The 12,758-nt window shown below is 71.6% G+C and carries 11 protein-coding genes; 6 read left to right on the top strand and 5 right to left on the bottom strand.

Annotated features, from left to right (window positions below; all coding sequences use genetic code 11):
- Nucleotides 1-5: 5 nt before the first annotated feature.
- On the bottom strand, nt 6-314 hold the full coding sequence (locus ABH920_RS36410) for a barstar family protein (protein WP_370353811.1): 309 nt from the start codon (nt 312-314) through the stop codon (nt 6-8).
- A gap of 17 nt (nt 315-331) precedes the next feature.
- On the opposite strand from ABH920_RS36410, the gene ABH920_RS36405 reads away from it, so the two are divergent.
- Together ABH920_RS36405 and ABH920_RS36400 are read left to right on the top strand one after the other, a co-directional pair.
- The gene (locus tag ABH920_RS36405) at nt 332-781 is read left to right on the top strand and encodes a hypothetical protein (protein ID WP_370353810.1); all 450 of its coding nucleotides are present in this window, start codon (nt 332-334) and stop codon (nt 779-781) included.
- 227 nt (nt 782-1,008) lie between these two features.
- Nucleotides 1,009-2,379: a beta-propeller fold lactonase family protein gene (locus ABH920_RS36400; RefSeq protein WP_370353809.1), complete on the top strand. Its 1,371-nt coding sequence runs from the start codon at nt 1,009-1,011 to the stop codon at nt 2,377-2,379.
- 77 nt (nt 2,380-2,456) lie between these two features.
- Here ABH920_RS36400 and ABH920_RS36395 read toward each other — a convergent pair whose 3' ends face one another.
- Nucleotides 2,457-5,789, bottom strand: coding sequence for a fibronectin type III domain-containing protein (locus tag ABH920_RS36395; RefSeq protein ID WP_370353808.1), 3,333 nt, complete (start codon nt 5,787-5,789; stop codon nt 2,457-2,459).
- A 244-nt stretch (nt 5,790-6,033) separates the two neighbouring features.
- Here ABH920_RS36395 and ABH920_RS36390 point away from each other — a divergent pair, with 244 nt between their 5' ends.
- Nucleotides 6,034-6,675: a nucleotidyltransferase domain-containing protein gene (locus ABH920_RS36390; RefSeq protein ID WP_370353807.1), complete on the top strand. Its 642-nt coding sequence runs from the start codon at nt 6,034-6,036 to the stop codon at nt 6,673-6,675.
- Nucleotides 6,676-6,716: 41 nt separating this feature from the next.
- On the opposite strand, the gene ABH920_RS36385 is transcribed toward ABH920_RS36390, so the two are convergent.
- Complete coding sequence (locus ABH920_RS36385; protein ID WP_370353806.1) at nt 6,717-7,904, bottom strand: acetyl-CoA C-acyltransferase; 1,188 nt, start codon at nt 7,902-7,904, stop codon at nt 6,717-6,719.
- 91 nt (nt 7,905-7,995) lie between these two features.
- Between ABH920_RS36385 and ABH920_RS36380 the strand changes: the two genes are divergently transcribed.
- Nucleotides 7,996-8,466, top strand: a complete 471-nt coding sequence (locus ABH920_RS36380; protein ID WP_370353805.1) for a winged helix-turn-helix transcriptional regulator — start codon at nt 7,996-7,998, stop codon at nt 8,464-8,466.
- 173 nt (nt 8,467-8,639) lie between these two features.
- Here ABH920_RS36380 and ABH920_RS36375 read toward each other — a convergent pair whose 3' ends face one another.
- Nucleotides 8,640-9,983, bottom strand: a complete 1,344-nt coding sequence (locus ABH920_RS36375) for a PLP-dependent aminotransferase family protein (RefSeq protein WP_370353804.1) — start codon at nt 9,981-9,983, stop codon at nt 8,640-8,642.
- A gap of 145 nt (nt 9,984-10,128) precedes the next feature.
- Between ABH920_RS36375 and ABH920_RS36370 the strand changes: the two genes are divergently transcribed.
- A complete protein-coding gene (locus ABH920_RS36370) occupies nt 10,129-10,530 on the top strand; it encodes a PaaI family thioesterase (RefSeq protein WP_370353841.1) in 402 nt (133 codons plus the stop codon).
- On the opposite strand, the gene ABH920_RS36365 is transcribed toward ABH920_RS36370, so the two are convergent.
- Nucleotides 10,531-11,337, bottom strand: coding sequence for a TetR/AcrR family transcriptional regulator (locus tag ABH920_RS36365; RefSeq protein WP_370353803.1), 807 nt, complete (start codon nt 11,335-11,337; stop codon nt 10,531-10,533). It lies immediately after the preceding gene.
- A 149-nt stretch (nt 11,338-11,486) separates the two neighbouring features.
- Between ABH920_RS36365 and ABH920_RS36360 the strand changes: the two genes are divergently transcribed.
- Complete coding sequence (locus tag ABH920_RS36360) at nt 11,487-12,755, top strand: MFS transporter (protein ID WP_370353802.1); 1,269 nt, start codon at nt 11,487-11,489, stop codon at nt 12,753-12,755.
- Nucleotides 12,756-12,758 lie beyond the last annotated feature (3 nt).

Raw genomic sequence — 12,758 nt, 5'->3', positions numbered from 1 at the left:
TACGGCTACCGCAGCTCCAGGTGCACCTCGCAGGCGGCCTGATCGCCGCCCGGGCCGTGGTCCAGGATGATCTCGACGAGCTTGTCGAACTTCTCCGGTCCGAGCAGTTCCCGCGACCGCGCGGAGTCCAGCCAGCGCAGCACGAAGCCGTCCTCCGGCGTGCCGAAGCCGCCGCGCAGGATGTCGTTGAAGGCATCGAGGTGCCCGTGCCAGGTCCAGTTCGTCAGCAGCTTCGTGAACTCGACGGTGAAGCCCTCGAAATCGTCGAAGCGGCTGCCGTCGATGGTCAGGACCGGGAGCTCCGTGGACGTCATGGTGCGATGATATGGCGATGGCGCACATCCGAACCCTCAAAGACGTGCACCCCACCCGCCGTGGACTGGTGCTCGCCTGGTGGTCGTTCACCGTCATGTTCGGCGGGCTGCGGCTGCTGACCTGGGCCATCCACGTGCACGTGCGCGGGTTCGGCAACGTCACCGCCGGCGGCGTGCACATCCACCACTATCTGTGGGGGATCCTGATCCTCATCTGCGTGGGCGCCGCCGGGATCGTCGAGCGCTCCCCGCTGTGGCACACGTGGATGGGGCTGTTCTTCGGCATCGGGCTGGCGCTGGTGGTGGACGAGGCGGCGCTGCTCATCGAGCTGAAGGACGTCTACTGGACCGGCGCCGGCGGGGTGAGCGTGGCGATCGCGCTGATCGTCATCGGGGTCGCGGGGAGCGTGCTGGCGCTCACGTGGGCGCGGGGCGTCGAGGAGCGGGAGCACGACCGGAGCGAGTAGGCGTCGGCGGCGGAACGCGAAAGCATCAGAACGACAGTTCGTCAGGCCCCGTACGGACTTCCTGCGGTCCTCCCCGAGGGCTTTCCCTCACGCAGGCCCCACCCTCTCGATAGTGGGGCCCGACCGCGATAAAACAGAGCTTTGAGTCACCTCGCGCCTACGCTCAGCCCGCCCCACCCACCGTCGCCGCCCGACCGCAGGGCGGCAGCGCATCCGAAGGAGCCCGCGTGACCCCCCAGCTCACCCCGCACTCCTGCGAGCCCGCCGGACCCCGGTCCACCCGCCCCCGCCGCGCCTCGGCGCTCCTGGCCGCCGGCGTGCTGGCCGCGACCGTGGTCCCGGCGCTGGCCGCCGGCACCGCGCACGCGGCCGGCGGCTCGGCGCTGCCGCCGGGGACCTACGTCTACGTCGCGAACGCGGCGTCGAACTCGGTCTCGGTCATCGACACCGCCAGCCAGACCGTGGTCGCCACCGTCGCGGTCGGCGCCGCCCCGACCGGGATCGCCGCCTCGGCCGACGGCCACAAGGTCTACGTCACCGACTCCGGCGCGTCGTCGGTGTCGGTCATCGACACCCAGGCCGCCTCCGGGCCCGCCGTGGTGGCGACCATCCCGGTCGGCCGCCAGCCGCAGTCCGCCGCGCTGTCCCCGGACGGCAGCCGGCTCTACGTCGGCGACGACGTCGCCGGCACGGTGTCGGTCGTCGACACCTCCTCCGACGCCGTGATCGCCACCGTCAACGCCGGTCCCGGCGCCGAGGGCCTAGCCGTCTCGCCGGACGGGTCGCGGGTCTACGCCGCCGACACCGGCGGCTCCTCGGTCACCGTCATCAACGCGGCCACCGACGCGGTCGTCGCCACGGTCCCGGTCGGCCAGACGCCGGTCGGCCTGGCGGTCTCCCCCGACGGCTCGCACGTCTACGTGCCCGACTACGGCAGCGGCCAGGTCTCGGTGATCGACACCTCGACCGAGACGGTGTCGGCGACCGTGCCGGTCGGCGCCAGCCCGCACAGCGCCGCGGTGAGCCCGGACGGCTCCACGGTCTACGTCACCGACGCCGGCTCCGGCACCGTGTCCGTCATCGGCACCGCGAGCGAGACGGTGACCTCGACGTTCACCGTCGGCGCCGCACCGCACGGCATCGCGCTGGTCGTGGCGCCGACCGGCGACGCGGCCTACGTGGCCGACTTCGGCGCCGCCAGCGTGTCGGCGGTGAATCTGGCCTCCGATTCGGTGACGGCCACCATCGGGGTCGGCAACAACCCGGTCTACCTGGCGGTGTCGGTCATCAAGCCGCTGCCGACGGCGCTGACCGCCGGAACCGCGACGCTGACCCTGCTGCCGCTCGGCGAGGCGAACCTGAACGCCACCCTGACCAGCAACGGCGTGCCGATCGTCGGGCAGAAGATCACGTTCACCGACAACACCGGCGAGTTCCTGTGCAGCGCCACGACGGACAACGCCGGCCACGCGGCGTGCAGCACCTCGCCGGGGCTGCTGGACTCGGTCGGAGTGCTGCTCGGCGGATACAAGGCCACGTTCGCGGGGAGCAGGTACTACCTGGGGTCCTCCGCGCACGGGAACACGGCGCTGCTGTAGGCGAGCTGCCTCGGATGTGTTCGCTTGTGTTGGTGGGCCCCGGAGATCTCCGGGGCCCACCGCCGTTCTGCGATGACTCAGCTGTGCTTGAACACCACCGTCCCCGCCAGCCAGACCGTCGAGCGACCGGTACCGAAGGTCGCCGCCGAGGTGGCTCCGGCCGTCGGAACCTGGTCCTCGACCAGGAATTCCATGTCACCGGTGTTCGAGACGTTGACCCGCTGGGTGTAGCCGCTGCCGGCGCTCAGCGCGTCGCCGAACCCTGAGTCGGCGTAGAACCCCAGCGCCAACTCACCCGCCGACGAGGCCGCCGCCGTCGCCCCGGACGAGACCGTCCCGGCCGCACCGGTGGTCCCGCTCGCGTGCGCCTGCGTGTCGACCGCCGCGAGTCCCGCCGCCGTCGACAAGCCCGAGTACTCCACCGTCGCGACCCCGACGGCGGCTGCCGACGAGACCTTGGCCGTGACCGTCGGTTTGGTCCCGCCGCCGGCGGTGATCGGCGCGCTCCACACGCTCATCTCCGTGTTGTCCGAAGCCGCGAAGTGGGTCAGCTCGGTATAGACGTTGCCTGCCGAGTCGGTGACCGCGGTGGCCGTCGCCGAGGAGGAGTTCCACACCCCGACCTCGACGACCAGCCGGTTCCCGACCGTGATCGGCGTACCGAGCGTCACTCCGGCCGAGGAACCGCTGGGGACGTGTGTCGAGGCCTGTTGCACGAACACCGGCGCCACGACGTTCGTCGGCACCACCGCGTTCGACGGCGCCGACGCCGGGCCGGTGCCCACCGAGTCCGTCGCGGTGACGGCGAACGTGTAGCTGGTCCCGTTGGTCAGGCCGCTGATGGTCGTCGACGTCGCCGGCGGGGTGCCGGTGACGGTCGTCGGCGTCAGGGCGCTGCCGTTGGCGTACGGCGTCACCGTGTACGAGGTGATCGGCACGCCGCTGGAAGCCGGGGCGGTCCACGAGACCGTCGCCGAGGACGGTCCCGCCGTCGCGGTGACGGCGGTCGGGGCGCCGGGTGCCGTCGGCGCCGACGCGCTCAGGTGCACCGTGGCCGCGACCGACGGCACGCCGGCCTTGTTCACGATGAACAGCATGTAGTCGCCGGGAGGCGCGATCGCTCCGCCGGAGGGCGCCTGTACGGACAGCGTCCCGCTGCCGGCGGTGAACGACAGCGGCACGAAGTGCTGGTCCATGTCGGACTGGTGGGTGTCGGAGCCGAAGGAGACCAGGTTGACGGCGCCGATCGAGGCGGCGTCCGGGGTGCTCACCGTCATCGTGCTGCCGTAGGTGGCCGAGCCGGGACCGGTGGTGATGGTCGGGCGCGCGCCGTTGAACAGGTACGACGGCGAGTAGATCTGCGCGTTGTACTGGCCCGGGTCGCTCAGGCCGGTGGGGTGCCCGCCGCCGGCGATCAGGACCCTGCCGTCCGGCAGCAGGACCGCCGTGGAGTGGTAGTTGCGCGCGGCCGCGATCGAGTCGATCGTCGTCCACTGGTTGGTCGCCGGGTCCCAGATCTCGGCCGGCAGGGTGCCGGTGGTGACGACGCTCTGGTCCGAGGTCGCCTCGCCGCCGACCGCCAGCACCCGGCCGTCGGCGAGCGTGGTCAGGGTGTGGTAGATCCGCGGGTAGTGCATCGGCGCGACGGCCTGCCAGGTCGGCGTGGCCGCGGTCAGGTCGATGGTGGCCGCCGCGGCGACCGAGCTGCTGGTGGTCTCCACGCTCGCGGCGCCGCCGCTGTAGAGGATCTTGCCCGGCCGGTACATCACCGCCGAGCCGTTCTTCAGCCCGCTGGGGCCGACGGAGGTCCAGGTTTGGGCGTTCGCGTCGAGCCAGTAGGAGACGTCCTCCTCCGGGCCGATGGTGAAGATCTTGCCGTTCGGCGCGAGGTAGGAGAACGGGTACTCGACCTCGTGGACCTGCGGCGTGCTGATGCCGGACAGCAGGGTCCAGGTGTTGGCCGTCGGGTCGTAGACCTCGGGGGTGTCCGACCAGGTGTTGGCGTCCGAGGAGTTGCCGCTGAGCGCGACGTAGCGGCCGTCCGGCAGCTCGGTGAGGTCCGGGTACCAGCGTTTGAGGTGCATGTCGGCGGCGCGGGTCCAGGTGTTGGTCGCGGGGTCGAAGATGTTGGTGTCGGCGATGCCGAGCATGCCGGTCGAGGAGGCGCCGTAGCCGCCGGCCACCAGGACCCGGCCGTCCGGGAGCTTGGCCAGGCCGCTGCAGAACAGGCTGTCGGACGGCGTGGCGGTGGTGAACGTGCCGGTCGCGGGGTCGTAGACGTGGGTGGGCTGCGGGTTCTGCCAGCCGTCCCAGACCAGGACCTTGCCGTCGTCGAGGACCGCCGAGTGCACGGCGACGATCGGCCAGGTCTGGAGCGCGCCGAACTGCCCGTTGGGCACCGGGTCCGGGACCGCGGTGTTCGAGGGCTGCGACACCGGGCCGGTGCCGACGGCGTTGGTCGCGCTGACCGTGAAGGTGTACGGCACCGCGTTGCTCAGCCCGGTCACGGTCGCCGAAGCGGCCGGCGGAGTGCCGGTCACCACGGTCGGGGTGCCGGCGACGCCGTTGGCGTACGGCGTGACGGTGTAGGCGGTGACCGGCGACCCGCCGTCCGCGGGCGCGCTCCAGGTGAGGCCGGCCGAGGCGTTGCCGGCGGTGGCGGCGACGTTCGTCGGGGTACCCGGCGCGGTGGCGGCCCCGGTGCCCTCGGGCTTCAGGACCACGGTCGCGGCCAGCCAGATCGTCGAGGCGCCGGTCCCGAACGCGGCGTTCGGGGTGGCTCCGGCCGCACCGGTGAGCTGCTCCTCCGCGGCCAGTTCCATGTCGCTGACCTGGGAGACGTTCACCCGGCTGGTGAACCCGGAGCCGGCCGTCAGGGTGTTGCCGAACCCGGAGTCGGCGTAGAAGCCGAGCGCGAGCTCCCCCGGGGCCGTGGTCGGCGCCGTGGCACCGGCCGCGACGGTACCGGCGGCGGAGGTCTTGCCGGTGGCGTGCCCCTGGACGTCCACGACCGAGGCGCCGCCGATGCTGGAGACGCCGGAGTACTCCAGCATCGCCACGCCGACGTCGGCGGAGCCGGTCGGCTTGGCGGTCAGCGTGGGGATGGTGCCGCCCCCGGAGGTGACCTGCGCGGTCCAGACGCTCATCTCGGTGCCGTCCGAGGCGGTGAAGTGCGTCAGCTCGGTGTAGGCGTCGCCCGCGGAGTCGGTCACGGAGCCGGCCGTCGCCGCCCCGACGCTCCACACCCCGACCTCGACGACCAGCCGGTCGCCGGTGGCGACGGCTGCGGTCGGCTTGACCGTCAGCGCGCTGACCCCGCCGGCGTGCGCCCAGGCCTGCTGGACGAACGCCGGCGCGCCGCCGGAAGCGTGCGCCGTCCCGGTGGGCCCGGAGACGAGGCCGACGGCCACGCCGACGCTCCCGAGGGCCAGCGCCAGGGAACTCAGGCCGCCTAAGGACCATCTGTGCCAACGTTGTTTTGATGTGCTCGATGTCATGGATCCCCCCACACAGTGCCGCCCGACCTCGCCCTTTTCAGGGCGGGTGCATTACCGTGTCCAGCATCGGACCTGCGTGTTCGGCGGGGCGATAGAGGGAGACTACTGATTTAACGGTTTTGTAGAGTGGCCCGATAACCTTGGTAGGTTCACTCTGGTGAGCGAATCAGAGAACGACGGCTGGATCGACCTGTCCCCCGCCGACATCGAAGCCCTCGACGACAGGTGGGCCCGCGCCTGGACGCCGCCAGAGATCGCGCGGCGGCTGGACGGCGTCACCACACCCTGGTACGTGGCGGGCGGCTGGGCGCTGGACCTGTTCCTCGGTCGGCAGACCCGGCGCCACGCCGACCTGGAGATCGCGATCCCCGCCGCGGACTTCGGCCAGATCAGCGGGCTCTTTCCGGGCTACGTCTTCGACGGCGTCGGCCAGAACCAGCTGTGGGAGAACGCCACCCCCGAGGTGATCGCCGCCACGCACCAAACCTGGCTGCGCGACCCGGCCAGCGGGGACTACCTCGTCGACGTGATGCGCGAGCCGCATGAGGGAGGCGCGTGGATCTGCCGGCACACCCCGACGATCCGGCTGCCCTACGACGAGGTCATCTGCCGCACCGCTGACGGCATCCCGTATCTGGCCCCTGAGCTGGCGCTGCTGTTCAAGGCCAAGCACGCGCGGCGCAAGGATCAGCGGGACTTCGAGGGCGTGGTGCCGGAGCTGAGCCCGGCGCAGCGCGAACGGCTGGCCGGGCTCATTGGTGGCGTGTATCCGGAGCACCGCTGGCTCGCGGAGTTGTAGCCGACGGTCAGGCTTGGCGCCCCCTTGGCGTCTCGGGCTGATCAGAGCGCTTCGATGATCGTCGCGTTCGCCAGTCCGCCGGCCTCGCACATCGTCTGCAGCCCGTAGGTCACGCCGCGCCGCCGCATCTCGTGCACCAGCGTCGTCATGATGCGCGCGCCGCTGGCGCCGAGGGGGTGGCCCAGGGCGATGGCGCCGCCGTTGACGTTGACCTTCGCCAGGTCGGCGCCGGTCTCGGCCTGCCAGGCCAGGACCACGGAGGCGAAGGCCTCGTTGACCTCGATCAGGCCCATGTCGTCGAGCTTCAGGCCGGCCCGGCGCAGCACCTTCTCGGTCGCGGGGATGATGCCGGTGAGCATCATGATCGGGTCGTCGCCGACGACGGCGAAGCTGTGCAGGCGGGCCAGCGGGGTCAGGCCGAGCCGTTCGGCGGTCTCCGCGCTGGCGATAAGCAGGGCGGCGGCGCCGTCGTTGATCGGGCTGCTGTTGCCGGCGGTCACGGACCAGTCGATCTGCGGGAAGCGCTCGGCGTAGTTCGGGTCCTCGAAAGCGGTGCGCAGGCCGGCCAGGACTTCCGGGGTCGTCGTCGGACGCACCGACTCGTCCGTGGTGACCAGGCCGGCCTCGGTCGGGACCGGCACGATCTCGTCAGCGAAGCGTCCCGCGGCGTGGGCCGCCGCCGCGCGCCGGTGCGACTCGGCCGAGAACTCGTCCAGCCGCTCGCGGCTGAGGCCCCACTTCGCCGCGATCAACTCCGCGCTGATCCCCTGCGGGACCAGGCCCTCGGGGTAGCGGGCCGCGACGCCGGGACCGAACGGGTCCTTGCCGGCCGCGTTCGACCACATCGGCACCCGGCTCATCGACTCCACGCCGCACGCCACGACCAGGTCGTAGGCGCCGGCGATGACGCCCTGCGCGGCGAAGCTGACGGCCTGCTGCGACGAGCCGCACTGCCGGTCCACGGTCACCGCCGGCACCGTCTCCGGCAGCCCGGCGGCCAGCCAGGCGTTGCGCGTGGTGTTCATCGCCTGCTCGCCGGCCTGGTCGACGCAGCCGCCGATGACGTCCTCGACCAGAGCGGGGTCCACACCGGTCCGCTCCACCAGCGCGCGCAGCGTGTGCGCGAGCAGGTCCACCGGATGCACGCCGGACAGCGCGCCACCTGGCTTGCCCTTGCCGATCGGAGTGCGGACCGCCCCCACGATCACCGCGTCCCGTGCTGTCGCCATGACCCTGCCCCCTTCGTTCTGGCTTTTGTTGACCATAGTTAGAGAATAGATCCTGACTATGGTCGACTCAAGTCAAGGTAAGGTGGGTCACATGGCGATGCAGCTGGAACCCGTCCTGGCCGACCGCGACCGCTGGAAGGCCGAGCACTGCTCGATCGACAAGGCGATCAGCGCGATCGGCACCCGCTCGGCGATCCTGCTGCTGCGCGAGGCGTACTACGGCACGACGCGCTTCGACGCCTTCGCGCGCCGCGTCGGGGTAACCGAGGCGGTCGCGGCGGCGCGGCTGAAGGAGCTGACCGAGCTCGGGGTGCTGGCGAAGCAGCCCTATCGGGAACCGGGGCAGCGGACGCGGTACGAGTACGTGCTCACGCAGATGGGACGCGATCTGCTGCCGGTGGTGCTGGGGCTGATGCAGTGGGGCGACAAGTACCTGCAGGACGACGCGGCGCCGCTGAAGGTCGTCGACACGCGGAGCGGCTCGGCGGTGCGGGTGCGGATGCAGAACGCTGATGGGGAGGATGTCGAGATGGAGGATATGGAGCTGGCTGTCAGGCGGTGAGTCAGCGTTTGGCTGCGGCGGTAGCAACCGCGACACAAGTGTGAGCTTGGAATCTCGCTACGGTGGAGATCTGACGGCATGCCGGTCCGATGCTGCGTCCAGTGCTACATCGAGTGCTACATCGAGTGCTCCGGATCCTCCGCGCGATCCGGCGCAGGCCCCAAACCCGGCTGTCACACCGGCACCGGTTCCATCGAGCGGACCAGATCCGCGACGCTTCGCAGCACCGTGGCGAGCCGGTCGAGCTCGACCGAGCCCAGGGCCAGGCGCAGCGCGTTCGGCGCGAACGGCGGCACCGCGAACGCCTCGGCGGCGGAGACGAGGATCCCCTGCTCGGCCAGCCGGGCCGCGACCTGGTCGGCGCGCGTCTGCTCGGGCAACGGGAGCCAGCCGGAGTAGCCAGCGGGGTGGGCGACGTAGTCGAGCCCTGCGAACGTCTCGCGGGCCGTCGCCTGCCGCCGCTCGGCGTCGGCGCGACGCTCGGCCTCCAGCTTCTCGACCGTCCCGTCGCGCAGCCAGCGCGTGACCAGGGCGGTGATCAGGCTCGGGGTCCCCCAGGTCGAGGTGCGCAACGCTCGGGTGGCCGCGCCGAGGAGCTGATCGGGTGCGACGAGGTAGCCGAATCGGAGCCCGGTGGCGAGGTTCTTCGACATGCTGCCGAGATAGACGGTCCGCTCCGGAGCCAGCGTCTGGATCGGCGGCGGGGCTGCCGATTCGAGGAAGGCGTAGGTCGCGTCCTCGATGATTGCCAGGTCGTGGCGTCGTGCGAGCGCTGCGATCCGCTCTCTTTGCTCGGTGTCGAGGACGAATCCGAGTGGGTTGTGGACGGTCGGCATCAGGTAGACCGCTGACACGGTTCTTCGCGCACACAATGCTTCCAGCTCATCGATGTCGGTCCCGCCTGCGTCGCAGCGCACTGCGGCCAGTTCGATGTGCCGCGCTGAGGCGACCAGCTTCATCCCGGGGTACGTCACGGCGTCCACCGCCACCACCGCACCCGGTTTCAGCAGCGCACTGACTGCGACGTCGATCGCCTGCTGCGCGCCGGTCGTGAGCAGCACGTTCCGCGGCGGCACGTCCAGCCCGCGTTCCAGCAGATACGTTGCCACCGCGGCCCGATCACGCTCCCGACCGCCCGGTGGATGCTGCGCCAGCAGCGCCTCCAGATCGCCCTCGTTGGCGAGCTCACGCAGCGCACGCCGCAGCGCCTCGCCCTGCCCCGGCGCCAGCGGCTGGTTGAACGACAGGTCGGCGATCCGTTCGCGCACCGGAAGCCGTCGGGGTTCCAGGCCGCTGTAGCCGCTCTGGTCGCGGACGAACGTGCCGCGTCCGATCTCGCCGCTGACCAGACCGGCGGCCGTGAGCTGCGCGTAGACGCGGCTGATCGTCGCGACCGCGACGCCGCGGTCGCGGGCCAGCTCGCGGTGCGTCGGCAGGCGGGTGCCGGCGGGCAGGTCGCCGGAGCGGATCGCGGCGGCGAGTTCGTCGGCGATGGTCTTGTAGTGCTCGGTGCGCATCCGGCGTCCTCAGGACAATTTGTTGATTGTCCCAGGATACGGCTTCTAGCCTGGTGGCGTGCTCGAACCACAGGTCACCATGCCCGTGCTGGAATTCCTCCAGCGCCAGCTCGCCGGGACCCTCTCCCCCGGCGACCAGACACACCTGCGGTATCCGACGGCGATCTCGCAGCTGCTCGGATTCCGCATCACAGCCGTCGGAGCCGGCACGGCCGCGGTCGAGGTCGGCGTCGACGCCGCCGGCAGGCACGGCAACCAGCAGGGCACCGTGCACGGCGGCTTCATCACCGAACTCGCCGACGCCGCGATCGGCACCGCGCACTCCACGCTGATGGCGCCCGGCGAGTCGTTCACCAGCATCGACCTCCGCGCCACCTTCCTGCGGCCGGTGTGGCGCGGCACGCTGACGGCGCACGCGCGGCCGTCGCATTCCGGCCGCACCATCACGCACTACGTCTGCGACGTGGTGCGCGAGGACGGGAAGGCGGTCGCAACCGTCACCAGCACGGTGCTGACGCTGCGCGGAGACCGCGCTACGGGCCGCTGACTACGTGCCGCCGACCCGCAACTCCAGCACCAGCTCACGCGCGTAGGCCTGAACCATCGCGACGAGGTCGATGTCCTGCGGGTCCAGCAGCCACTGCGTGTGCAGCCCGTCGATGAACGCCACGATCTCGACCGACTTCGCATGCGGATCGACGTCCTGGCGCATCTCCCCGGCAGCCTGCGCGGTCCGGATCATGTCCCCGATCGCGTTGCGCAGGCGACGATAGCGCTCGGCGAACTGTTCGTGCGCGGGATCGTCGGGATCAAGGTTCTCGGCGACCAGCACCGCGAACAGGCGCACCAGATGCGGATCAGCCTGGTTCCGGCGCGCGAAGGCGGGCATGCCGTCGATCGCGGCGAGCCCGCCGAGCGCGGCCAGATCCGCGACGATCCCCCGGGACGCCGCGTCGCGCTGTTCGATGACGGCCTGCAGCAGCGCGGCCTTGGTCGGGAAGTAGTAGAACAGCGCCGGCTCGGTGATGCCGATCTGCTGCGCGATCTCCGCGGTCGCCACACCCCGATAGCCGCGTTGCGCGAACAGGTGCGCGGCGACATCCAGGATCTCGGCACGCCGACGCGCGCCCCGGGCGGTTTTGCCGGCCCGGCCGACTCGCTCGGGGACAGGTGCGCTGCTGGCCGCGCGGTCCTCGGAACCGCGCTCACCGCCACGCACCACGAGCTCGGCGCCGCCCGGATCGCCGCCAGCCGCGCTGTCTCCGGATCCGCGCCTGCCGCCGCGCGCAGCTCGCTCAGCCCGCTCGCCGCCGCGCTCCGGCCCAGGCCTGCCCCCGCGTTCGCCGTCCGTCACGCGCTCATCTCTATCACCACCACCCCCGCCGCCGGTCGCGAAGCCCGGTCGGTGGTCCGTCGTGTTTCTTCGGCGTTGCTCTTGCGTCACAGCCCCAGGATAATTTTTACTGAGTCCTAAGTAAACAGAACTCGTCCGGAAGGCCCGCCATGAGCGCTGTCGCCCTCGACGGAAGCTCCACCCCCGCCGCGACCCGGAAGCCGGCCGGGCGGTTCACCGCGCTGTACGTGGCCGCGGTGTTCGGCAACGCGCTGGCCACCATCACCGTCCTGACCTCGTCGCTGGCCACCCGCATCGACCACCTGGACCACGCGCACAAGGACGGCGCGCTCGCGGCCGTGGTCGCGGTGGCCGCCGTGGTCGCGTTGCTGGTCACGCCGGTGTCGGGGCGGCTCACCGACCGCTGCCGGTCGCGGCGCGGCATGCGGCGGCCGTGGATCGCCGGCGGCGTGGGCGTCGGGTTCGCCGGGCTGGTGGTGATGGCGTTCGCGCCGAGCGTGTGGCTGCTGGCCGTCGGGTGGTGCGTCGCGCAGGGCGGCTACAACGCCAGCGGCGCCGCCCTGAGCGCGGTGCTGCCGGACCAGTTCCCGACCGACGTGCGCGGCCGGATCGGGGGCCTGGTCGGTCTGGCCACCGCGGTCGCACCGGTGCTCGGCACCGGGATCGCGGTCGTGTTCCAGCCCTCGCCGGCCGGGATGTTCCTGGTGCCCGGCGTCATCGCGGCCGCCCTCACGCTCCGGCTGGCGCAGCGCCTGCCGGACCGGCGTCTGCCGCCCGAGACGGCGCTGCCGCCGCTCACGGCCGCGACCGTCGCGCGCAGCTACTGGGTCGACCCGCGCCGGTTCCCCGACTTCGGGTGGGCCTGGCTCAGCAGGTTCCTGATGATCGGCGCCTTCGCCGCGATCCAGCTCTACATGAAGTACTTCCTCCAGGACGAGCTGCACTACTCCTCCGACACCTCCACCGGCCTGGTCGGCGTCTCGACGGTCGTAATGGTCGCCTTCATGGTCGCCGCCTCGGTCTACTGCGGGCGACTGTCCGACCGGCAGGGACGCCGCAAGATCTTCGTCGGCGTAGCGGCGGCGCTGTTCGGGGTCGGGGCGGTCGTCGCCGCCGGCGCGCCGAACCTGGCCGTGTTCGAGGTCGGACTCGCCGTCGCCGGCGCCGCGCTGGGCACGTACCTGGCCGTCGACCTGGCGCTGGCCGCGGACGTGCTGCCCGACCAGGACGGCGACGCCGGCAAGGACCTCGGCGTGTTCACCACCGCCAGCGCCGTCCCGCAGATCCTGATGCCCGCGCTGGCCCCGCTCGTGCTGGCCATCGGCGGCGGTCACAACTACCGCGCGCTGTACGTGGTCGCGGCGCTGTTCGCAATCGCCGGCGCGCTGGCGGTACGGCCGGTACGCGGCGTGCGTTAAACG

Origin of the sequence: Catenulispora sp. EB89 (assembly GCF_041261445.1) — a bacterium.
Classification (GTDB): Bacteria; Actinomycetota; Actinomycetes; order Streptomycetales; family Catenulisporaceae; genus Catenulispora.
This window is presented reverse-complemented; position numbering and strand designations above follow the sequence as displayed.

Coding starts and splice junctions, on each gene's coding strand:
- ABH920_RS36410 (WP_370353811.1), bottom strand. CDS start 314: ATGACGTCCACGGAGCTCCCGGTCCTGACCATCGACGGCAGCCGCTTC.
- ABH920_RS36360 (WP_370353802.1), top strand. CDS start 11,487: ATGAGCGCTGTCGCCCTCGACGGAAGCTCCACCCCCGCCGCGACCCGG.
- ABH920_RS36385 (WP_370353806.1), bottom strand. CDS start 7,904: ATGGCGACAGCACGGGACGCGGTGATCGTGGGGGCGGTCCGCACTCCG.
- ABH920_RS36380 (WP_370353805.1), top strand. CDS start 7,996: ATGGCGATGCAGCTGGAACCCGTCCTGGCCGACCGCGACCGCTGGAAG.
- ABH920_RS36375 (WP_370353804.1), bottom strand. CDS start 9,983: ATGCGCACCGAGCACTACAAGACCATCGCCGACGAACTCGCCGCCGCG.
- ABH920_RS36405 (WP_370353810.1), top strand. CDS start 332: ATGGCGCACATCCGAACCCTCAAAGACGTGCACCCCACCCGCCGTGGA.